Source organism: Amycolatopsis albispora, from assembly GCF_003312875.1.
GTDB classification, from domain to species: domain Bacteria; phylum Actinomycetota; class Actinomycetes; order Mycobacteriales; family Pseudonocardiaceae; genus Amycolatopsis; species Amycolatopsis albispora.
The window spans coordinates 7541124-7564371 of record NZ_CP015163.1; the positions used below are offsets into that span (position 1 = coordinate 7541124).

The following is a 23248-nucleotide window of genomic DNA, read 5'->3' on the forward strand; positions in this document are numbered from 1 at the left end:
GAGGCGGGTGCGGTGGTCAGCCAGGACGCTGCCCGGGACGCCGCGGCACCGGGCCGTGCGGTGGTCCCCACGCTGGTGGTGATCGCCCTCGGCGGCTTTGTCACCAGTCTGGACAACAACATCGTCGCCGCGGGTGTGCCGTCGATGGCCCGCGAACTCGGCCTCGGGCTTGGCGAGCTGCAGTGGGTCAGCATCGGCTACATGCTGCCGTTCGCCGCGTTGCTGCTGGTCGCGGGTCTGCTGGTGGACCGCCTCGGGCAGGGGCGCACGCTGGTCGGCGGGCTGATCGGTTTCGGCATCGGCGCGGTGGCCGGCGGGTTCGCCACCACCGGCTGGGTGCTCATCGGCGCGCGGGTGCTCCAGGGCACGGCGGCGGCGTTCATGGTGCCCGGCCTGCTGAGCCTGTTGCGCACCAACCTGAACAGCCGCCAGCGCGCGATCGGCGCCACGCTGTGGACGGCGAGCCTGGCGGTCGCGCTCGCCGTCGGCCCGACCGTCGGCGGCCTGCTCAGCGAATACCTGCACTGGGGCTGGATCTTCTTCAGCAACCTGCCGTTCGTGGCCGCGATCGCGCTGCTGGTGCCGGTCACCGTGGGCAGCGAGCGGCATCGCGGCGCCCGCGTCCGTGCCGCCGCCCTGTTCGCCGCCTTCTGGCAGCGGGTTTTTGTCAGTGGGCTGGTCGTGCAGATCCTGTGGGGCCTCGGTGTTTCCGGGGTGTTCTTCTTCACCCCCTTGCTGCACCAGGATTCGCTCGGGTTGAGCCCGCTGCTGGCCGGGCTGCCGCTGGTGCTGGTGGCGCTGGCGATCATGGCGGCCACACCGGCGGTGCCGTGGTCGGTCAGCCGATTCGGTCCACACTGGACAGTGGCGGTCGGGCTCTCCGGGGTGGCGCTCGGGCTGGTCGCGGTGGCGCTGGTCAACCACATTCCGGAAATACCGCCCAGAATTCCCGGGCTGTTGCTGATCGGCGCGGGTTCCGCGCTGACCACCCCGCTCACTTCGTTCGCGCTCGAAGTGGTTCCCGGTGAGCACGCGGGAATGGCGTCCGGACTGCTCACCGCGTCCAGGGAACTGTCCGGCGCGGCCGGGGTGGCGTTGATCGGCCTGGTGCTGACCACGGTACGGGCGGACCACCTCGCGCTCGGCGAAGGTCCAGCGCTGGCAACGGGTTACACGGCCGGGCTGTACACCGCGGCCGGGCTGGAACTGGCCGGTGCGGTACTCGCGCTGGCCGTGTTCCGCCGCCGCGAATGAGCTTTTGTACGGCAGGTGACAAGCTCGCGGTGAATTGTCCACCGCGGCGTGAGCAGCCGAATTCCGGTTCGTTGACAGCCCGCCAACCGCTTTCTATCTTCGGGGAACGGTTTCTGTTCCCCGCACCTTTTTGAAGGACTCTGAGGAACTCTGAGGGACGATGACGACTTCAGCCGCTGCTTCCGTCGCGGAATTCTCCGACCACGCCACCACCGAAACGCTGGCCACCCTGCTGCACGACTGGGCCGCCCGGCTCGGTGACGAGATCGCGGTGACCTTTTTGGACTACCGCACCAGCGACGACGGCCGGGCCGGGTTCCTGACCTGGCGCGAGCTGGACGACCGGGTCAGCGCGGTGGCCGCGCGCGCGGCGGAGCTGGCCGCGCCGGGCGAGCGGGCGGCGGTGCTGGTCGAGCAGTCCGCCGACTACGTGGTCGCTTTTCTCGGCGCCATCCGGGCCGGACTGGTGGCGGTGCCGCTGTTCGCGCCGAACCTGCCGGGCCACGCGGGACGGCTGACCGCGGTGCTCGCCGACTGCGACCCGCGCCTCGCACTGACCACCGCGCCGCAGCTGGACCAGGTGCGTGAGTTCGTCGATCCAAAGAGGACCGAGCTGGTCGCGGTCGATCTGGTGCCCCCGGCGCGGGAACGCGAGTGGCCGGTACCGGAACCCGACGATCTCGCCTACCTGCAGTACACCTCCGGCTCGACGCGCAGCCCGGCCGGGGTGATGCTCAGCCACCGCAACGTGCTCGCGAACGCACGCCAGGCGTGTGCGGCGTATGGCGCGGTCACCGGCCGCACCACCACGGTCAGCTGGCTGCCGCTGTTCCACGACATGGGCCTGGTGCTCGGCATCGCGGCCCCGATGGCCGCGGGGATCGGCACCACACTGCTCGACCCGGTGGCGTTCCTGGAGAGTCCCGGCCGCTGGTTGCGGGCGCTTTCGGCGAGTCCGGGCGCAATCAGCGCGGCACCCAACTTCGCCTACGGGTACAGCGCTTCGCGGGTATCGGAGCGGGAGAAGAGCTACCTCGAACTCAGCCGGGTGGTGTCGCTGATCAACGGCAGCGAGCCGGTGCTGCCGTCCACGATCGCGCAGTTCCAGGCCGCGTTCGGGGGGTGCGGCCTGGATCCGGCGGTGCACCGGGCGTCCTACGGGCTGGCGGAGGCGACCGTGCTGGTGTCGGTCACCGACGCGGGCGAGCCGTCGCGTCAGGTGGCTTTCGACCGCGACCGGCTGGCCGCCGGTGCGGCCGTCCCGGCCGGGAGTGGCGCATCGTCCACTTTGGTCTCTTGCGGCCACGCTGCCGGACAGCAGTTGCGCATCGTAGATCCGGAGAAGCGGCAGGCGGTGCCCGACGGCAAGGTCGGGGAGATCTGGGTGCGTGGTGAGAACGTCGGCCGTGGTTACTGGCGCAATCCGACAACCTCGGCCGAGACCTTCGGCCTGCGCCTGGACGGGACCGACGGCTGGCTGGCCACCGGCGATCTGGGCGTGCTGTTCGACGGCGAGCTGTACGTCACCGGCCGCCGCAAGGATCTGGTGATCGTGGACGGCCGCAACCACTACCCGCAGGACATCGAGCAGACCGTGGAGGCGCATCCGGCGGTGCGGCGGCATTCGGCCGCGGCGTTCGCCATTCCGCTCGACGAGGGGGAAGGAGCCGTGGTGGTGCTGGAACGAGCGAAGAACCTGGCCGACGGGGAGGCGAACCTGACGGCGGCGGCGGAGGGCCTGCGTGCCGAGGTCGCCGCCCGGCACGGGCTGAAGCTGACCGACCTGGTGTTCCTGGCGCCCGGCGAGGTGCCGAGGACCTCCAGCGGCAAGATCAGCCGCTCGGCGTGCCGCGCGCGGTACCTGGACGGCGCCTTCGCCGACCGGAGGCTGTCGTGAACACCGCCGAGCTGACCGCGTGGCTGGTCGGCCGGGTGGCCGAGCTGCTCGGCCGTCCGGCGGCCGAGATCGACGTCCGGCGGCCGTTGCGGGAATCGGGCCTGTCCTCCCGCGACACCGTCACGCTCACCGGTGACCTGCGGCGGCTGCTCGGCAGGCCGTTGCCGCCGACCCTGTTGTGGGAACACTCGACCATCGCCGCGCTCGCCGGTGCGTTGTCCACAGAGGACAGGATGCCGAGGCCGATGGCGCGTGGTGAAGAGGGTGAGCCGATCGCGGTGGTTGGCATCGGCGTCCGGCTGCCCGGCGGCATCGAGTCGCCTGGCGACTTCTGGCGCCTGCTCGAGGGCGGTCGTGAAGCCATCGGGTCCGTCCCGGATGGACGGTGGGAGTCCTTTGCCGACCCCGCCGTGCTCGCGAACATCCCGCAGCGAGGTGGCTTCCTCAGCGACGCCACGGGGTTCGACGCGGCATTCTTCGGCATCACTCCGCGTGAGGCGGAGGCCATGGACCCGCAGCAACGCGTGCTGCTGGAGGTCGCGTGGTCCGCGCTGGAGCACGCCGGCATTCCGCCGAGCAGCCTCGGTGGCACCCGGACCGGGGTGTTCACCGGCGTTTCGGCCAGCGAGTACGGCATGCTCACGATGAGCGATCTCGACACCATCGACGCCTGGTCCGGGACGGGCGCGGCGATGAGCATCGCGTCGAACCGGCTGTCGTACCTGCTCGACCTGCGCGGCCCGAGCCTGACCGTGGACACCGCGTGCTCGTCGTCGCTGGTCGCCGTGCACATGGCGGTGCAGAGCCTGCAACGCGGGGAGAGCGAAACCGCGCTGGTCGCCGGGGTCAACCTGATGCTTTCGCCGGGCATCACGGCGAACTTCCACCGCGCCGGGGTGCTCGCCGAGGACGGCCGCTGCAAGCCGTTCGCCGGTGACGCCGACGGCATCGTGCGCGGGGAGGGCTGCGGCGTAGTGGTGCTGCGCAGGCTGAGCGAGGCGCGCCGGGCCGGAGACCGGGTGCTCGCGGTGATCCGGGGCAGCGCGGTGAACTCCGACGGCCGGTCGAACGGCCTGATGGCGCCCAATCCGCGGGCGCAGGAAATGGTGCTCGCCGACGCCTACGCGGCGGCGGGCGTGGACCCGGCGGGCGTCGACTACGTGGAGGCACACGGCACCGGCACCCCGCTCGGTGACCCGATCGAGGCGGCGGCGCTCGGTGCCGTGCTGGGCAGCGGCCGTGAGTGGGGGCGGCCGCTGCTGATCGGCTCGGTCAAGAGCAATCTCGGCCATCTGGAGGGCGCGGCCGGCATCGTCGGCCTGATCAAGGTGGTGCTCTCGCTCGGAAATCGGCGGCTGCCCGCGAGCCTGCACTGCGACACCCCCAGCGCGCAGATCGACTTCGACGGCCTCGGCCTGCGCGTGGTCGGCGAGCCGGTGCGCTGGCCGCGGTACTCCGGCATGGCCAGGGCCGGGGTGTCGGCCTTCGGCTTCGGTGGCACCAACGCGCACGTGGTGCTGGAGGAATGGCCGGCCGGGGCCTTCCCGGCGAAGCAGACTGGTGACGGGCCCGGCGTGTTCGCGATTTCCGACCGCACCAAGGAGGGTGTCCGCGCCCGCGCGGCGGACCTGGCGCGGTGGCTGGATTCGGCGGACGACGTTCCGCTCGGCGCGCTCGCGTCCACTTTGGCCGGTCGTCGTGAACACCTGCCGATCCGGTCGGTGGTGCTGGCCGACGACCGCGCGAAGCTCGCCGACGGGCTTCGCGCGGTGGCCAAGGGCCAGCCCAGCGCCGCGGTGGTCAGCGGGGAAGCCGCCCCGGTGCCACCCGAGCCGGTCTTCGTGTTCTCCGGTTACGGCTCGCAGTGGCGCGGCATGGGCCGTGAACTGCTCGCCACCGAACCGGCCTTCCGCGACCGGATCGACGAACTGGAGCCGGTTTTCCTGCGCGAGGCCGGGTTCTCCCTGCGTGGCGCGCTCGACGGGCAGCCGGACGGACTCGCCGAGATCCAGCTCGCCCTGCTCGGCACGCAGCTCGCGCTGGCCGCGCTCTGGCGGTCGCACGGGGTCGAACCGGCCGCGGTGCTCGGGCACTCGATGGGCGAGGTGGCCGCGTCGGTGGTCGCGGGCGCGCTGGACGTGGCGGACGGGGTGCGGGTGATGGCGACCCGGTCCCGGCTGCTGGAGTCGATGGACGGCACCGGCGCGATGGCGGTGGTGGAGCTGTCCCCAGCGGAACTGTCCGATTTGGAGGCGAACTTCCCCGGCATCACGGTCGCCGTCTACGCGTCACCGACCCAGTGCACGGTCAGCGGGGACGCGGACCAGGTGGCCGCGCTGGTGGCACACGTGGAAAGCCGGGGCAGGCTGGCGAAACCGCTGAAGGTGGCCGGTGCCGGACATTCGTCCGCAGTGGACGGGCTGCTCGGCCGGTTCCGCGCCGAGGTCGGGCCACTGCATCCCCGGGTGCCCGAGATCGCCTGCTACACCAGCGTGCTCGACGACGCCCGTGAGGAACCCGACTTCGACGTCGAGTACTGGGCGGCGAACCTGCGGCGGCCGGTCCGGTTCACGCAGGCGCTCGACGCGGCGATGGCCGACGGCCACACGGTGTTCCTGGAGATCTCACCGCATCCCGTCGCACTGGCCGCGATCGACCAGACCGCCGCGGGCCGCGCCATCGGTCTCGGCAGTTCGAGCCGGACCGCCGGGGAACACGCCACCTTCCTGACCTCGCTGGCGAGGCTGCACGTGCTCGGGGTGCCGGGGGTGCTGGAGTCCCGCTGTCCGAACGCGACACCCGTCGAGCTGCCCGGCCCACGCTGGCGGCACCAGCGGTTCTGGCCCGCGCGGCGGACCGGCCGGGCGGGAGCCCATCCGCTGCTCGGCACCCACGTGGAACTTCCCGACGACGGCAGGCACGTCTGGCGCGGGGAGGTCGGTACGGACGCGCACCCGTGGCTCGCGGACCACGCGGCGCTGGGCGTGCCGGTGTTCCCCGGCACCGGATTCCTGGAGCTGGCGCTGGCCGCCGCGCGCACGGTGCTCAAGTCGGATGCGCTGGCCGTGGCCGATCTGGAGTTGCTGAAGCTGCTGCCGTTGTCCGCGCGGACCGAGGTGACCACCACCTTCTCCGGCGATCGGGTGGACATCCACGCGAAGTCGGCAACCGGGGAGTGGATCCGGCACGCCACCGCGAAGATCCGCACCGGTCCGGAGTGGACAGACCCGCTGCCCGGCGCCGAGGACGGCGAGCCGTTCGACCTGTACCGTGCGCTCGACACGATCGGGCAGAGCTACGGGCCCGCGTTCCGCCTCCTGCGTGACGTGACGGCCGCCCCCGGCCGGGCCACCGCGTTGGTTTCGGCCACCGCCGAACCGCACTACGTGCTGCACCCCGCGCTGGCCGACGCCTGCCTGCACGCCTTGGCCGCAGCCGCCGACCTCGACCGCGCGGAAGGCATCTACCTGCCGCTTTCGCTCGGTTCGGTCAGCGTGCACGGCGATCCGGCGCGTGGAGTGCGGGTCCAGGCGACGGTCGGGTCGATGGAGGACGACGGCCTGGTGGGCGCGGTCCGCCTGCTCGACGAGTCCGGTGCGGTGGTGGTGGCCATCGACGAGGTCTACGTCCGGCGGTTCCAGCGGTCCTCGCTGCCGGTCCCGTTGTCCGGCAAGGTCTTCGAAGCACGCTGGGAGCAGGCCGAGCTGCCCGCCGAGCAACCGGGTGCGCGGACCTGGCTGGTCCTGGGCGAGCTGGCGGAACCCGAACTGGTCGCGTTCCGTGACGCGGTGTGCGGCCAGGGTGACGAACTGCTGCGGCGGGAAACCGAAGGGCTGGCGGCGTTCCTGCGCGAGAGGTCCGAAGTGGACGCCGTGTTGTTCATGGCCGGAGCCAGTGGAATGGCGCCCGAGGAAGGTGAACGGCTGGTGCTCGCCGCCAGTGCGGTGGTCGCCGAACTCGCCGAGCTGCCCGATCCGCCGCGCCTGTGGCTGGTCGGCTCCGGTGGCGCGGCGATCGAACCGGGCGAGGCGGGCTGCCCCGGCAACGCGGCCCTGCGTGGCCTGGTCCGGGTGCTCGCCTTCGAACACCCGGAACTGCGTGCGTCACTGCTCGACTTCGACGCGGAGCCCGATCCGGCGCGGCTGTGGGTGACCGAACTGCACGACGAGATCCGTGCGGATTCCCCGGCCGACGAGGTCGCCTGGCGCGAGGGCGTGCGGTATGTGCGGCGGCTCGCGCGGCCGGCGCTGCAGCCCGGCTCACCAGCGGTTCGTGATGGTGCCTACGTGATCACCGGTGGCCTCGGCGGCCTGGGACTGCACGCCGCGCGGTGGCTGCTCGACCGCGGTGCCAGCCGCGTGGTGCTGTCCAGCCGGAGAGGTGGTGAAACGCCGCTGCCGGGTGTCGAGGTGGTCGCCGGGGACATCGCCGAACCCGGGGTGGCCGAGCGGCTGGTCGAGGTGGCCACCCGGGAGGGCATGCCGTTGCGCGGGGTGCTGCACGCGGCCGGCGTGCTGGCCGACGGCGCCGCGATGAAGCTGACCGCCGAGCAGGTGCGGCGGGCGTGGTGGCCCAAGGCTCACGGCGCGTGGCGGCTCAGCGAGGCGACCATGGGGCACGAACTCGACTGGTGGCTGGTCTACTCGTCGGCCGCGTCCCTGCTCGGCTCGCCGGGGCAGGCCGCCTATGCCACGGCGAATGCCTGGATGGACTCGCTGGTGGAATGGCGCCGCGCGAACGGGCTGCCCGCCACCACGATCAACTGGGGTGCGTGGGGTGACATCGGGGCGGCGGCCGGGACGAAGAACCCGGTGCTCGAGCCGCTCAGCCCGGACGAAGGCCTCGAAGCGCTGGAGGCGGTGCTGGCCGACGGGCGGGCCGCGACCGGCGTCGCGCGGCTGGACACGACCACCGTGCTCACGCTGTTCCCGCAGCTCACCGCCCGTTTCTTCTTCTCCTTGCTGGCACCGGACGAGCCGCAGGTGCGCTGGGACGGGATGGCCGCGTTGCGCACGGCCGAACCAGCCGCGGCACGGGCCGCGCTGGCCGATCACCTGGTGGCGATCGTCGCCGGGCTGATGGGCTTCGAGCCGGAGCAGATCGACCGCCACTGCCCGCTGACCCAGCTCGGCCTGGACTCGCTGCTGGCCATGCGGGCGCGGGGTGCGGTGGAACGCGACTTCGGCTTGTCGTTGCCGATGCCGTTGCTGCTGCGCGGTGCCTCACTGTCCGAAGTGGCCGCTCATCTCGCCGAAGCCGCCGGGTTCGGCGGTGAGCCCGTGGCAGCCAAGCCCACTGTGGTCGGACCGCGAGACCCCGCCGAGCGGTGGGTCGCCCGCGCCTGGCGTGAGGTGCTGGCAGGCCGGGAACCGGGGGTCTACGACGACTTCTTCCTGGTCGGCGGCGACGCGGAACGGGCGGAACGCCTGCGCGCGGCCATCGCCGAGGAACTGAGCTCGGTACCCGACGAGCGGACCCTGTTCGCCGCGCCGACCATCGCCGCGATGGCCGACCTGCTGCGGGCCGAGATCGAAGGGCACGGCGGTGGCCCGATCCGGTTGCTGCGGGACGGTGTCGCCGCGGACCCGGTGTTCCTGTTCCACCCGGCCGGTGGTCCGACCAGTGTCTACCGCGCGCTGGCGGACCGGCTGACCGACGGCCAGCCCGCGTACGGCTTCGAACGGCTCGACGATCTGGACGAGCTGGAGGACAAGGCAGCCTGCTACGCGGAACTGGTCAGGGAGATCCAGCCGAACGGGCCGTACCGGCTGGGCGGCTGGTCGTTCGGCGGCTGCCTCGCCTACGAAACCGCGCAGCAGCTGACCAGCGCCGGTGAAGCCGTCGAGCTGGTGTTCCTGATCGACTCGATCCTGCCGCTGCCCGCGCCCGGCCGGTCGTCGGCGGACTTGCTGCTCGAGCGGTTCGGGCGGTTCGCCGAGCACATCGAGCAGACCTACGGGGCCGAACTGGACCTCAGCGACCTGGACCTCGGCGGGCTGGACGAACGCGAGCAGATCCGGCTGGTGATGGACCGCCTGGCCACCAAGGTGCCGGGGCTCGGCCAGGGTGTGCTGCACCACCAGTACACGTCCTATTTGGACGCCCGGGTGGCCGAGCGCTACCGGCCGCGGCCCTACGACGGCCGGGTGGTGTTGTTCCGCGCGAGTGAACCGCATCCGCTGACCACCACGCTCGACCCGCGGTACCTGCGCACCGACGACGCGCTCGGCTGGGACGAGCTGTGCCCGGCGCTGGAGGTGGTCCGGGTGCCGGGCGACCACCTGTCGCTGATCGATCCGCCGAACGTCGAGGTGATCTCCGACCGGCTGAACCGGTTGCTGAACGGAGGGAGTGCGGCATGGAGCCGAACCACGGCGGCCACCACTCGACCGCCTACCGCATAGCCGAGCTCGCCGACCGGCGGGACGAGGTCGAGCGCATCGCCGAGAAACGTGCGGTTGATCGCCAGCACGCCAAGGGAAAGCTGACTGCCCGCGAACGCGTGGAGCGGCTCGTCGACCCGGATTCCTTTGTGGAGCTGGACCAGTTCGCGCGGCACCGCTGCACGGACTTCGGCATGGCGGCGAACCGGCCGTACGGCGACGGGGTGGTGACCGGGCACGCCACCATCGACGGCCGCCAGGTGTGCTTGTTCTCGCAGGACTTCACCGTGTTCGGCGGCAGCATGGGCGAGGTCTTCGGCGAGAAGGTGCTGAAGGTGATGGACCTCGCGATGAGCATCGGCTGCCCGGTGATCGGCATCAACGATTCCGGCGGTGCGCGCATCCAGGAGGGCGTCGTCTCGCTCGCGCACTACGCGGAACTGGGACGCCGCAACGCATTGGCGTCCGGAGTGATCCCGCAGATCTCGATGATCATGGGGCCGTGTGCCGGTGGCGCGGTCTACTCGCCCGCGATCACCGACTTCACGGTGATGGTGGACCGCACCTCGCACATGTTCGTCACCGGCCCGGACGTGGTGCACGCGGTCACCGGCGCCCGCGTGAGCACCGAGGAACTCGGCGGCTCGGTGACCAACAGCGAGGTTTCCGGCAACGCGCACCACCGGGCGGTCGACGAGGAGGACGCCTTTGACTTCGTGCGCACGCTGCTCGGTTACCTGCCGTCGAACAATGTGGACGGTCCACCGGAGTTCGCCGACGAGACCGCGCCCGGGCCGACCCCGGCCGATCTCGAACTCGACCGCATCGTGCCCGATTCGATCAACCAGTCCTACGACATGACCGAGGTCATCGCGCGCATCGCCGACGACGGTGACTTCCTGGAAATCCACGCCGGTTTCGCGCCGAACATGATCTGCGCCTTCGCCCGCGTCGAAGGCCACACCGTCGGCGTGGTGGCGAACCAGCCGGCCCGCCAGGCCGGGGTGATCGACATCGACGCGTCGGAGAAGGCGGCCAGGTTCGTCCGGTTCTGTGACGCGTTCGGCATTCCGATCCTCACCCTCGCCGACGTTCCCGGTTACCTGCCGGGTGTCGACCAGGAGCGCCACGGGATCATCCGCCGCGGCGCCAAGCTGATCTACGCCTATTCGGAAGCCACCGTGCCGAAGGTGACCGTGGTGACCCGCAAGGCCTACGGCGGCGGGTACGCGGTGATGGGCTCCAAGCACGTCGGTGCCGACGTCAACATCGCCTGGCCCACCGCGGAAATCGCGGTGATGGGGGCCGAGGGCGCGGTGCGTGTGCTGCGGCGTCGGGAACTCGCCGCGCTCGACGGTCCGGAAAGGACAGCGGCGGAACGGCGGTTCGTCGAGGAATACCGGGAACGCCACGGCGGCCCGTACACCGCGGCCGACCGCGGTTACGTCGACCTGGTCATCCCGCCGTCGCAGACCCGCCTCCAGGTTGCCAGGGCATTTCGCCTGCTGCGCGGAAAACGGCAGGTCCTGCCCGCGAAGAAGCACGGCAACATCCCGCTTTAGCGAATGGAGGACGGATGAAAAGACGCTGGCTGCTGGCGCTCAGCCTGCCGTTGGTGCTGGCCGTGCCGGTGCCGTCGGCCACCGCGGTCCCGCCGGTGACCGCCGACAACGGCGCGAAGATCGTCAAGGAAACCCGGCTCGACGCGCGCACGGTGGACATCGAGATCAGCTCGCCTTCGCTGGCGGGCACCGGAATGGTCCGCCTGCTGCTGCCGTCGAAGTGGGCCGCCGAGCCCACCCGAACCTGGCCGACGCTGTACCTGCTGCACGGCTGCTGCGAGCCGGTGGACTACCGCTCCTGGTACGAGTTCACCGACGTCGAGCAGTTCACCGCGGACAAGGACACCATCGTGGTGATGCCGACCGACGGCAAGGCGGGCATGTACACCAAGTGGTGGAACCTCGGGCTGAAGTCCACTCCGGACTGGGAAACCTTCCATACGCTCGAGGTTCGCCAGCTGGTCGAGCGCGGCTATCGCGGCGGCACGCAGCGGGCGGTCGCCGGGGTGTCGATCGGCGGTTACGGCGCGATGGCCTACGCCTTCCGGCACCAGGGGATGTTCGGCGCGGCCGCGTCCTACAGCGGCATGCCGAACACGCTGTTTCCCGGCACACCGGCGGTGATCAAGGGAATCCTGGTCCGCGAGGGCTTCTACAACTGGTTCGACCTGTGGGGGCACGAGATCGCCAACATCTTCACCTGGTCGGAGCGGAACCCGTTCGACCACGTCGACGACCTGCGCGGGACCGCGCTGTACATCTCCTGCGGCAACGGCCGCACCGGACCGCTCGATCCGCCGGGGCGCAGCGACGTGCTGGAACCGGCGGCCGAGCTTACGTCGCGCAGCTTCACCGATCGGCTCAGGTCGAGGGGGATCCCCGCGACGGTCGACTACTACGGCGACGGCACGCACAGCTGGCCGTACTGGGAACGCGCGCTGCACAACTCCTGGCCGGTGCTGGCACCCGCACTCGGGCTGCCCGCCGGACCGTGAAAGTCCACTTTGGAGGTACGCATTGAACAAGCACAGAATCGGCCGTCTCCTGCGCGTGGGCGCCTGTGCGCTCACCGCGCTGGTGGCGCTTTCGGTGACCACCACGGTTTCGTCGGCCGTCGAACCGGCGGCCCCCGAGGCCGCCGCGACTCTGCCCGGTCCGTTCGACGACTCCTTCTACACCCCGCCGTCGCCCCTGCCCGCGGGCAAGCCCGGTGACGTGATCCGCTGGCGGCCGTCGATACCCGGGCTCAACGCGCTCAACGCGAACGCCTGGGAGGTCATGTACCTGTCGGTCAACGCGCTGGGCAAGCCGAACGCGGTGACCGGCACGGTGCTGGTGCCGAAGGGTGTCGACCCGGCCAAGGCGCCGATCGTCGGCTTCGGTGTCGGCACGCAGGGTCCGGCGTTCAAGTGCACGCCGTCGAAGGCCATCTCGCGCGGCACGCTGTACGACCAGCCCGCCATCAACGACTCGCTGAGTGCCGGGTACGCGGTGGCGGTCACCGACTACGAGGGCTATTCGAAGGACACCATTCCCACCTACATCGTCGGTCAGTCGATGGGCCCGGCGTTGATCGACTCGGTGCGCGCGGCGCAGAACCTCGATGCGGCGAAGCTGTCGGACACCTCGAAGGTGATCTTCCAGGGGTACTCGCAGGGCGGCGGCGCGGCGATGTGGGCGGCGGAGAAGCAGCCGTCCTACGCGCCGGAACTGAACCTGGTCGGGGTGGTGGCCGGTGGCGTGCCCGCCGACCTGAACGAGGTCGCCAAGGGGCTCGACGGCTACCTCGGCTTCGGCTTCCTCGCCTTCGCCGCGGTCGGCCTCGACACGGCGTACTCGGATCTGAAGCTGGACTCGTACCTGAACGACACCGGCCGCGCGGAACTGGAGGAGGCCAAGGAGAACGCGTGCGTGGTCGAGCTGCTGGCGAACTACCCGTTCAAGAAGATCAGCGACTACACCACCAGCAACCCGCTGAACACCCCGCAGTGGCAGGCGCGGCTGGCGCAGAACAAGCTGGGCGCCAACCCGCCGAAGGTGCCGGTGTTCCAGTACCACGCGGCGGTGGACGAGATCGTGAACACGCCGCAGGCCGACGCGCTGCACAAGGCCTACTGCGGCAAGGGCGTGACGCTGCAGTGGAACACCTATCTGGCGGAACACCTCACGGGCATCTTCGCCGGTAACGCGGACGCGCACAAGTGGATCACCGATCGGTTCGCGGGTGCGGAGGCACCGTCGAACTGCTGATTGTTCCCGCCATTCCCCGGCCGCGTGGCTCAAGTGCGGCTGGGGAATGGCTCGAGCGTGATTGATCGCGGTGTGAAAAACGAACTACCCTGGGATGGAAAATGTCTGCGCGAGCCCCAGGGGATTCGATGAAACCGCACATCACGATCATCCACCGGTGGCGCGAGCGTTACGCCGAATACGCGGAGTACCTCGACCATTCCACGCACAACGTGACCTATATCACCACCGATGTCGGCGTGCAGGGCGTTCCGGAGGACGCGGCGGCGACCGCGCTCGTGGTGAACACCGACGACCTCGACGAGGTGCGGGCGAAGGTGGTCGAGCTGGCGGCCCGGTTCGGGCAGCCAGCCGGGATCGTCGCGCTCAAGGAGGACGACCTCGAGGTGGGCGCGGCGCTGCGGGAGGAGTTCGGCTGCCCGGGGCCGCGGGTGTCGGCGTTCGTGCCGTTCCGGGACAAGCTGGTGATGTGCGGGGTGATCCGGGACGCGGGGCTGCCGCTGCCCGCGTTCGGGCCCGCCGGTACCGCCGCCGAGGTGCGGGAGTTCGCCGGCGAGCACGGGTGGCCGGTGATCGTGAAGCCGCGCAGCGAGAGCAGCAGCGCGGGCGTGGTCATCGTGCGGGACGCCGAGCACCTGGCGACGCTGGAACTCGACGATTCACGCATGGTGCAGAAGTTCGTGGACCACACCGTGTTCCATGTGGACGGTTATTTCGACGGCGTTTCGGTTCGGCGCTGGAGTTCGTCGGAGTACCTGAACACCTGCCTGAGTTTTCGCGGCGGTGGCGTTCTCGGCTCGGTCGAGGACGATGATCCGGAACGACTCAAGGCGGTCGGGAACGCGACGGCGCAGTTCATTTCCGCGTTGACCGACGAACCGACGGCGTTCCATTTGGAGGTATTTGTCGCCCCGGCCGCGGACGGCGGTTTCGAGGTGCAATTCCTGGAGGTCGGCGCGCGGGTCGGTGGTGCGGAAATCCCGTTCTTGTGGCGGGAGGTGCACGGTTACGACCTGATGCGCGCGGCGTTCGAGCTGCAGTTGGGCCTGGTGCCGCAGGTGGCCGATCCGCTGGAGGACAAGGACCTGGCGGGCTGGATGCTGGTGGCCGCCCCGGCGAAGCGCCCGTGCCTGATCACCGAGTCGACGCCGATGCTGGGCCTGACGCCGGGGCCGTACGCCGAGCGGGTCCTGGAGGTCGGCGAGATCCTGCCGAACGCCGCGGCCTTCTACGAACACGTCGGCGGCCGCTTCCGGTTCCGCGGTTCGACGAGCGCGGAGATCATCGAGGCCATCGAGAACACGGCGCGTAACTTCCGCGTCTCCGCGACGCCAATCGAGCCCGATTGAGGTTGCTGAGGTGAGCGGCCAGTAGCGCGGGGCGGCTTCGGTGATTCCCTGGAGTTCGTCTCGCCCCACGCCACTGGCCGCCTGCACGGCGATGCCCGCGGGCACCATGGACGTAGCGGGTGGGCGGTAGGTCACCTTCGCCGACGGCGTGCTGGAAGCGCTCCGTGATGGTGGCGTAGGCGTTGTCGCGCCAGGTGATGAGCAGTTCGCGGACCTCACGCCCGGCGTCACCGGTGACCAGGCGCCGTGGACGCCGAGGCCGCCGCGAGCCTGGGCCGCGAACCCCAGCCACGAACCCAGCCACGAACCCCGGCGGCTAACCCCGGCCGCGAGCACCGGCGGCGACCGCCTGGCGGCGAACCCCGGTGGCGAACCCCGGCGGCGACCCCTTGGCGGCGAACACAGGCGGCGACCCCCGGCAGCGAACACGGGTGGCGAACCCCGGCGGCGAAACTCCCCGGCGGCGAGCACCGCCCGCGAACACCGGCCCCCCACCCGCCCTGGGGGCGGCCCCTGTCGCCATCGTATCCCCGGTAGGGGGTGGTGGGGTGCGGGTTTGGCAGGGGCTGTGCACAACCTGCTCCCTGTGGACAGCCCCGGAACACGAATGTGGCTTTCGGGGCGGAAAACGCTCCGAAAGCCACATTCGTGTTCCGGGGCCCGCCGCCGCCGGGGGCACAGTAGTCCCGCGAATCCGTTCAAAGCGCGGGCGAATTGTCGGTGAACCGCCCACGCGGGCGCGGGGGCGTGGGTACTGTCCCGCCCAGCAGCCATCGAACGGCTGCCGGACTTTGGACCGGCAGGCGGCGACCAACGGTGTGGGTAAAGCTCCCGTCTCCCCGACGTCGCCAAGATCGTTAGGGTGACGCCGATGTCGAACGGTTACGAGGTACAGCTCGACGCGCTTCGCCGCGCGGCGGGGGCTGCGGGGTCGGCTGCCGAGCAGGTGTCGGCGGTTGACCTCGCGGGCGCGCTCGGCGAGGCGGCGGCCGCGTTGCCCGGCGCCCGGTGCGTCCGGGCGATCGAGACGCTCGGCGCTGCCTGGAGCGACGACATCAGGGACTGGACCACGCGGGCGAAGGACCACGGGCAGTCGCTGACCGCCGCGGCCGACGGTTACGCGGGCAACGACGCCGCCGTGGCGCGCGATTTCCACGAAGTCCGCGCCGAGGTGGGTGCACTGTAGATGGTCAGCTACGGAGAAGTCCGGCAGTGGTCACCCGGCCCGCTCGACACCGCCGAGCGGAACCTCAAGGCCCTGTCCGACCAGCTGATCGACCTGTCCGACGAGTTCGTCACCACGAGCACCCCGGCGGGCTGGACCGGTGACGCCGCCTCCGCCGCCGCCCGCGAGCGCACCACCATCACCGGCCGCATGGAGGACATCGTCGCCGGGGTGGCGGCCGCCCGCACCGGGCTGGCGACCGCGGCCGACGCGGTGGTCACGCTCGGTCACGCGGTGGCCGAAGTGGACGCTCTCGCCAGGGCGAACGGCTTCGGCATCGGTGACAACGGTGCGGTCCGCGACGTCGCCCCACCGCAGGTGCCCGCCGACCAGGTGGACGAGGTGCGACAGCAACGGCAGCGCATGGCCGCCGAGCTGGTGGACCGCGTGGAGCAGATCCTGCGCCGTGCCCGCGAAATCGATCTCGACCTCGGCGAACTGCTGAACAAGGTGGCCAAGAGCGAACCCGAGAACACGGCCGCCGTCCAGAGCCTCGAACCGCCCGCGAGCGGCGCCACCCCGGCCGAGAACGCCGCCTGGTGGTCCTCGCTTTCCGAGGACGAGCGGCAGCGGATCATCGAGAACCACCCCGACTGGATCGGCAACCGGGACGGCATTCCGGCCCTCGACCGCGACCAGGCCAACCGCGCGATCCTGGCCGACGAGAAGGCCCGCCTCGAAGCGGAGGAGAGCCGGCTCCAAGCGGACCTCGACGACAACTGGTTCGGCGGCGTCTTCACCGACGACGACGCCGAACTCGAAGAGGTCCAGGGCAAGCTCAAGGGCATCGAGGCGATCGAGACCAAGCTCCAGAGCAGCGCGGACCTCGGCGAGCGCGAGCGGCACTACCTGCTGGGCTTCGGCACCGAGGACGACGGGCGCGCCATCGTCGCCAAGGGGAATCCCGACACCGCCGACAACGTCGCCACGTTCGTGCCCGGCACCGGCGCCGACCTCGCCGGGGTCGGCGGCCTGCTCAACCGCGGCGACAAGATGTGGCTCGCCGCCGACGACTCGAACGCCAGCGAGTCGACCTCGGTGATCACCTGGCTCGGCTACGACGCGCCCGACACCATTCCCCACGCGACCTCGCAGGACTACGCCAGCGACGCCCGGCAGGACCTGGACAGCTTCCACGACGGCCTCCGAGTGACGCACGAGGCGGGCGGCCCGTCGCACAACACCGTCATCGGCCACAGCTACGGCAGCACCGTGATCGGGCACGCCGCCCGCGACCTGGACCTCGACGTGGACAAAATGGTGTTCGTCGGCAGCCCCGGGGTCGGCGTGGACAACGCGAGCGAACTCAACATCGATCCCGGCGACGTGTACGCCACCACCGCGCGGGAGGACATCATTCGCCTGACCCCGGAATTCATTCACGGCAACCACCCCGTCGACGACGACTTCGGCGCGCGTGAATTCCAGTCCGACCCCGGAACGGACGGCGTTTCCGGGAACGTGAAAACCCACAGCGCCTATTGGGACGACGGCAACAAGTCGCTGACCAACCTGGGGCATATCATCGTCGGCAACACCGACAAGGTCACGTAGGCACCGTGCGGACGGCGACGGCGCTGGTGGGCGCGCTGCTCATCGGCACGCTGGCGGCGTGCGGCGGCGGCACAGGAGCAGGCATGGACACAACGATCACCCTGGACGAGGCGAACCGCAGGCTCGACGCCTACATCACCGAAGCGGTGGCGCAACTGCCCGCCGGTGCCCAGCTGAAAGAACGGCTGCGAATCGAAGAAGAACCCTGTGACGACGTGGCGGGCGAAAAGGGAAAGCAGCAGGCGAGCCGCAATTACCAGGTGACCGGCATCGATCCGGCGGAAATCCCGGCCCAGTTCGAAACGCTGCGCGCCTGGTGGCAGAACAATGGTTTCCGCATCCTGGACAACAATCCCGCCGGTGAATTCCTCTGGGTGGAGAACGAGGCGGACGGGTTCCGGATGACGCTGAAGGCGGCCGACGGCGGCAGGCTGGTGCTGATCTCGTCGTCGCCGTGCGTCTGGCGGGACGGCACCCCGGACTGACGCGGGGACGCTGCGGCAGATGGAGCAATTGCGCTGCGGGTGCGTTTTCCGCACCGCCACCCGGGGAACAGACCCGGGGGAGGCGAGCGCATGTCCACCAGCACCAAGGCGAAGAACAGCAGACCCGTCCAGCTCCTCGGCCGGGCGGGCATGGCCTGCTACGGCGTGGTCCACCTGCTCATCGCGTACCTGGCGATCCGCATCGTCGCCGCTGGCGGCGGGCAGGAGGCCGACGGCCGCGGCGCGATCAGCGAACTCGGCGCCACCGGCGGGGTCCTGCTCTGGGTGGTCGCCGTCGGGCTCATCGCCTACGGGCTGTGGCAGGCGCTGATGGCCGCCACCGGGTACTCGTGGGTCGGCAAGACCCGCCGCCGCGTGGCCAAGCGGGTGGCCTCGGTGGCGCGCTGCGTGATGGGGATTTCCCTTGGCGTGTATGCCATCCAGCTCGCTTCGGGGGCGGGCGGCGAGGGCTCTGGTGACCAGCAGCAACAGGAGTTCACCGGCAAGCTGCTCGCGCTGCCCGCCGGACCGTTCCTGGTCGCCGTGCTGGCCGCGGTGGTGCTCGGCGTGGCCGTCGCCGCGGCGCTCAAGGGCATTCGTAAGAGCTTTCTCGACGACCTCGACTTCTCCTCGCTGCCGAGCGGCACGCGCACCTGGGTCGAGCAGCTCGGCCGCGTCGGCTACCTCGCCAAGGCCGTGGTGTTCGGCCTGGTCGGCGTGCTGATCGGGTTCGCCGCGTTCAGCCACGACCCCGGCCAGGCCGGTGGCCTCGACGCGGCCCTGCGCACGCTCGCCGCCCAGCCGTTCGGATCCGCCCTGCTCATCGCCGTCGCGGCCGGTCTCGCGGCCTTCGGCGCCTACTGCTTCGGGGCGGCCTGGGCGCACCGGAAGTGAACCTGTCGGTTACCTGTCGAGTCGCTGTCCGGTCTCTGTGGAGTCGCGACTCGGCGTGGTTTGCTCACTAGGGTCCCGGTTGGTTGAAACTTCACACACCGGGAGTTGGTAGCGAATGTTCGCTCGAGTCAAGGATGTCGCCGCGCTGGTCGGCCGGATCGGGATCGCCGTGGTGTTCTTCGCACACGGGCTGCAGAAGTGGAACAACGGCGTGGACGCCACGGCGAACATGTTCGAGGGCCTGGGCCTGCCGCTGCCGACCGTGGCCGCGTTGTTCACCATCGCGGTGGAGATCCTCGGTTCGATCGCCTTCGTGCTCGGCCTCGCGCTGCCGCTGGTCGGCGTCGGTTACGCCATCGTCGGCGTGGGCGCGATCTTCGCGGTGCACATCGACAACGGCCTGACCGGCCAGGGCGGCTACGAACTGGTGCTGGTGCTCGCGCTGGCCGGGCTGGCGATCGGCTTCAACGGCGGCAGGCTGTCCCTCGACCACCTGCTGTTCGCCCGCAAGCGCGAGCACGAGGGGTCCGAGCGGCTGTCCGCCCAGACCGCCTAGCTCAGCGTCAGGGTGGTGCGCTCGGTGCCGCCGCGGTCGGCGAGCTTCGCCGGGTCCGGGTTGCTGACCTGGACCAGCGAGGCCCCCGCCAGAAGCGGCGCCACCAGCCCGCGCAGCGCCCCCTCGGGCAGCGCCCACTCCACAGTGGACAGCACGCGGTCGCCGCTGGAGATCCCGTCTTTCTCGGCGTACGACCGGGCTTGTGCGAGCACTTCGTCCACAGTGGACGAGCAAAGCGCCGGGGTATCCCGGTCGGCCGGGAACAGCGGCGAGTAGGTGTCACCCGCGGTGCGGGCGTCGGACAGGAAGTCCACGGCGCCCGCACCCGGTGCGTTCGGCAGCCCGCGGCCCATCGGGTCGAGCGAGACGACCGCGGTCAGCTCGGCCTCGCTGCTCGTGGTGCCCGGCCCGGTGAAGGCGACCTTCGCCCCGGCGGCCTCGGTCACCACGTGCGCCCCGCACCACCAGGCGCCGAGCAGCACCCCGGCGGTCTGCCAGTGCGACGGCAGCGCCACCGCCACCGGCTCACCCGGCTCCACCTCGGGCTCTTCGACCAGCCAGTTCGCCGTTTTCGCGGCCCAGTTCACCAGCGTGGTCACGGACAGCTCGACGCGCGCGCCGGTGGCGTCGTCGTAGTGCGTGACCAGCGGTTTCGCCGGGCTGGACAGGTGCGGGCGCAGCAGTTCGTCGGTAAGGCTCACCCCGCCGAGCCTAATCGACGCAGGTGACCCCGTCGGACTCGTTCTGCCGCGGCGCGGCACCCGGCGCGGAACCACCGCCCGCGGCGGGCTCACCGCGGCCGACCAGGCCAGCCACGAACTGCCGCACCGCGTTCAGGTCCACCACGATGATGCTCTGGCCGTCGTCGCTGCGGGCACCGACGGCCACCACCGGAATGGTCTGGAAGTTGATCTCCCCGGAGGCGATGTCCTTCGCCTGCCCGGCGAACTCCAGCAGGTCGAGACCAGGATCCACGACGATGGACTTCTTCACCGCGTCCATCAGCTGGTTCAGCTTGTCCGGGCTGGTCAGCGTGCCCGCCGACAGCACCTGGTGCAGCGCCGAGGACAGGAACGCCTGCTGCCGCTGGATGCGCCCCAGATCGCCGCCCGGCAGGTTCTTGCGCTGGCGGACGAAGGACAGCGCCTCACCGCCGGAGACGGTCTGCACGCCCTTGGGGAAGTTCGCGCCGGAGTCCTTGTCCTCGGTGGCGTTGTTCAGGCACACCTTGATGCCGCCGAGCGCCTCGGTGAGCAGGTAGAAGCCGAGCAGGCCGACCTCGGCGTAGTGGTCGATCCGGATCTGGGTGAAGTCCTGCACGGTCTTCACCAGCGCGGTGCGGCCAGCCTGGTCGGACTCGCGCTCGACCTCGGCGTTGTCGCGCTTGCCCTGGCGGCGCAGCTCGTCGGCGGTGTTGCTCTTGGTCACCCCGTACACCGAGTTGATCTTCGCCTGGCCGCCCTGCGGCACGTCGATCCAGGTGTCACGCGGGATCGACACCGCGGCGGGCTTCCCGCCGTTCTTCGGGATGCGCAGGATGATCAGGGTGTCGGTGTTGACCCCGGCCTTCTCCTCGGTGCGCAGTTCCTTGAGCACGCGCAGCGGCAGCGGGTTGCCCTGCATGTCGGTGCGCGAGTCGGCGCCGACGAGCAGGATGTCGGTGGCGCCGTCGTCGGCTGGCGGGGCGGCGGGGTCGTCGGGGTCGACGATCAGCGCGTCGGCGGTGCCGACGTTGTCCTGGAAGTCGTCCAGCGTGGTGTAGGCGTACCCGGTGGCGGCCAGCGCGACCACGGACAGCAGCGCCAGGAACACCTTCCCGGTGGTCCGGATGGGCTTCCGGCGGCGGGGAACGGCCTCGGCTTCGGGCTCCGGCTCTGGCTCCTGCTCGGGCTCCGGCTCGACGGGCTTGGTGCGTGGTACCGGTGACGGCACGAACTTCCGCTTGGCGGGAGCCTTTTCGTCCGAAGTGGACGAACCGGACGGCTCATCCGCCCCGGACTGCCCGGACGGCTCGGAGACCGGTGTCCCGCTGTCCTGCTCGTTGTTGTCTTCCTGGTCGCCCACGCCGGTCACCTCCCCGTTTTTCCCGCGTCCGCGCCCCTGGACAAGGCTAAGGCACTAACCCGATGGTGTAAGCGCTTGGCTGGCTAGTTCACACACGGCACGCCACCCGCGGTGATCGGCGGCGGGCCGGCCGGTGGCGTCTCGGCGGGCGGCGCGGCGGGCTCCTCCGGCTCGGACGGCGGGGGCGGTGTCGTCGAGGACTGCCCGGCCCCGGCCGCGCCGTTGGCGTCCACCTTGTAGTCGCGGCCCAGCAGCACGCGGACGTGCCCGGCGGGCACATCGGCGTCCGGCTCGGTCTGGACGCGGTCGCCCATCGCCTGCTTGATCGCGTCGGCGGCGTCCTGCTCGCCGGGCGCGAACCGCACCACGGTGGTCGAGCGGCCGTCCAGCTGGGTGCTCGCGCCCTCCTGGAAACCCTTGGCGCGCAACAGTTCCTTCAGCTGGTTGGCGGTGGTGGCGTTGCCGCTGGCGTTGAACACGTCGGCGGTGATCTTCTCCGCGCCGGGGATCCTGCCGTCGGGCGCGCCGGTGGTCGGCGCCACGGGAGCGCCGGTGCCGTCTTCGGTGAGTTCGTCGACGAAGGCCTTCACCTTGTCGTTGTCGATCTTGACGATGTCCGCCCCGCCGAACTTGCCGTTGCCCTCGGTGGGAATGGTGCGGAACTCGACGTTGCCGCCGGTCATGCCGCGCATCTGCTCGGCGAACTCCAGCAGGTCCCAGTCCTTGGAGAGGATGACCGACTTCTTCACCGCGTTGATCACGTCGGTGATCCGCGCCGGGCTCATCAGCACGTCCGGCGAGAGCACCTTGCGCGCCAGGCCGGACAGGAACGCCTGCTGGCGCGCGATCCGGTCCAGGTCGCCGTTGGGCAGGTCGTAGCGCTGGCGGACGAACGACAGCGCCTGCTTGCCCTGCACCGTCTGCAGCCCGGCGGGCAGGTCCACCCCGGAGCGCCACTCCTTGACCGGCTGGTTCAGGCACACCTCGACCCCGCCGATGGCCTGGGTGACCTCGTAGAAGCTGAGCAGGTTGACCTCGGCGTAGCGGTCGATCATGCCGGGCTTGCCGATCAGCGTCTCGATGGTGCTGATCAGGTTCTTGCGGCCGGCCACCTTGGCCTGCTCGTCGACCTTCTTCAGGTCGGCCTCGCCCTGCTGCTGCAGGGTGCTGGCGGTGTCGTTGTAGGCGTAGACGAAGGCGCTGTTCAGCTTGTGCTTGCCGTAACCGCCGGACAGCTCGACCAGCGAGTCGCGCGGGAAGGAGATGGCCACCGCCCGCTCGCCGTTCTGCGGGATGTGCACCAGGATCATCGTGTCGGTCTGGCGCTCGCCGTCGGCCTTGCCGCCGTGCAGCATGTCGAGCACCTCGCGGGGCAGCGGGTTGCCATCGTTGTCGGTGCGGCTGTCCTGGCCGACCAGGAGGATGTCCACCGCGCCGTCGAGCGGCTTCTTCTGGAAGCCGCCGCCGATCACGTCGGTGGTGGTCAGGCCGCTGTTCAGCTCCCCGAGCACCTGCGAGCCGTACCAGGTCAGCGTCAGCACCACGGCGGAGAGCAGCGCCACCAGCGTTCGTCCGCTCCAGAGCGCGAACGCGGCGGGCGCGCTGCGACGGCGCGACGGAACCCTGTCGGATCCAACGGATACGGTGTCTGGCCGCGGCGGCCCCTCGGTCACCACGCGCGCTCCTCCCAGCCGGTCAGCAATCCCGGTTTTTGCCTTCGATCATCGCCGAAACCTCGTGCGAATTCGCGCGTGAACCCCCGGTGCCGGCACAGC

The 23248-nt window shown here is 70.6% G+C and carries 15 protein-coding genes; 12 read left to right on the forward strand and 3 right to left on the reverse strand.

Annotation, left to right across the window (positions count from 1 at the left end):
• Nucleotides 1-12 precede the first annotated feature (12 nt).
• From A4R43_RS35810 to A4R43_RS35865, 12 genes are all read left to right on the forward strand, one after another.
• Nucleotides 13-1254: an MFS transporter gene (locus tag A4R43_RS35810; RefSeq protein ID WP_335645128.1), complete on the forward strand. Its 1242-nt coding sequence runs from the start codon at nt 13-15 to the stop codon at nt 1252-1254.
• A 160-nt stretch (nt 1255-1414) separates the two neighbouring features.
• Nucleotides 1415-3151: a fatty acyl-AMP ligase gene (locus A4R43_RS35815; protein ID WP_113696133.1), complete on the forward strand. Its 1737-nt coding sequence runs from the start codon at nt 1415-1417 to the stop codon at nt 3149-3151.
• The gene (locus A4R43_RS35820) at nt 3148-9555 is read left to right on the forward strand and encodes a type I polyketide synthase (protein ID WP_113696134.1); all 6408 of its coding nucleotides are present in this window, start codon (nt 3148-3150) and stop codon (nt 9553-9555) included. Before A4R43_RS35815 ends, A4R43_RS35820 begins: the two co-directional genes overlap by 4 nt.
• Nucleotides 9510-11096 (forward strand): acyl-CoA carboxylase subunit beta, encoded by a 1587-nt coding sequence (locus A4R43_RS35825; protein ID WP_113696135.1) that lies wholly within the window; start codon nt 9510-9512, stop codon nt 11094-11096. Before A4R43_RS35820 ends, A4R43_RS35825 begins: the two co-directional genes overlap by 46 nt.
• A gap of 14 nt (nt 11097-11110) precedes the next feature.
• Nucleotides 11111-12091 carry an alpha/beta hydrolase gene (locus tag A4R43_RS35830; protein WP_113696136.1) on the forward strand — a complete coding sequence of 327 codons (981 nt, stop codon included), beginning with the start codon at nt 11111-11113 and terminating at the stop codon, nt 12089-12091.
• 79 nt (nt 12092-12170) lie between these two features.
• Nucleotides 12171-13346: a lipase family protein gene (locus A4R43_RS35835; RefSeq protein WP_113698109.1), complete on the forward strand. Its 1176-nt coding sequence runs from the start codon at nt 12171-12173 to the stop codon at nt 13344-13346.
• Between the two features lie 128 nt (nt 13347-13474).
• Nucleotides 13475-14695 carry an ATP-grasp domain-containing protein gene (locus A4R43_RS35840; RefSeq protein WP_205215137.1) on the forward strand — a complete coding sequence of 407 codons (1221 nt, stop codon included), beginning with the start codon at nt 13475-13477 and terminating at the stop codon, nt 14693-14695.
• 871 nt (nt 14696-15566) lie between these two features.
• A complete protein-coding gene (locus A4R43_RS35845; RefSeq protein ID WP_113696138.1) occupies nt 15567-15881 on the forward strand; it encodes a hypothetical protein in 315 nt (104 codons plus the stop codon).
• Nucleotides 15882-17474: an alpha/beta hydrolase gene (locus A4R43_RS35850; RefSeq protein ID WP_113696139.1), complete on the forward strand. Its 1593-nt coding sequence runs from the start codon at nt 15882-15884 to the stop codon at nt 17472-17474.
• Nucleotides 17475-17479: 5 nt separating this feature from the next.
• Entirely contained in the window at nt 17480-17959 is a 480-nt protein-coding gene (locus A4R43_RS35855; RefSeq protein WP_113696140.1) for a hypothetical protein, read from the forward strand.
• A 90-nt stretch (nt 17960-18049) separates the two neighbouring features.
• Nucleotides 18050-18853 carry a DUF1206 domain-containing protein gene (locus tag A4R43_RS35860; protein WP_236808482.1) on the forward strand — a complete coding sequence of 268 codons (804 nt, stop codon included), beginning with the start codon at nt 18050-18052 and terminating at the stop codon, nt 18851-18853.
• Between the two features lie 115 nt (nt 18854-18968).
• On the forward strand, nt 18969-19409 hold the full coding sequence (locus A4R43_RS35865; RefSeq protein ID WP_113696141.1) for a DoxX family protein: 441 nt from the start codon (nt 18969-18971) through the stop codon (nt 19407-19409).
• Here the strand turns inward: A4R43_RS35865 and A4R43_RS35870 are convergent.
• The 3 genes from A4R43_RS35870 to A4R43_RS35880 all read right to left on the reverse strand — a co-directional run bounded on the left by A4R43_RS35870 (nt 19406) and on the right by A4R43_RS35880 (nt 23146).
• Nucleotides 19406-20110, reverse strand: a complete 705-nt coding sequence (locus A4R43_RS35870; protein ID WP_113696142.1) for a TIGR03089 family protein — start codon at nt 20108-20110, stop codon at nt 19406-19408. The two genes, A4R43_RS35865 and A4R43_RS35870, sit on opposite strands and share 4 nt — an antisense overlap.
• Before the next feature lie 10 nt (nt 20111-20120).
• Nucleotides 20121-21473 (reverse strand): LCP family protein, encoded by a 1353-nt coding sequence (locus tag A4R43_RS35875; protein WP_162788709.1) that lies wholly within the window; start codon nt 21471-21473, stop codon nt 20121-20123.
• 83 nt (nt 21474-21556) lie between these two features.
• Entirely contained in the window at nt 21557-23146 is a 1590-nt protein-coding gene (locus A4R43_RS35880; RefSeq protein ID WP_113698111.1) for an LCP family protein, read from the reverse strand.
• Nucleotides 23147-23248 lie beyond the last annotated feature (102 nt).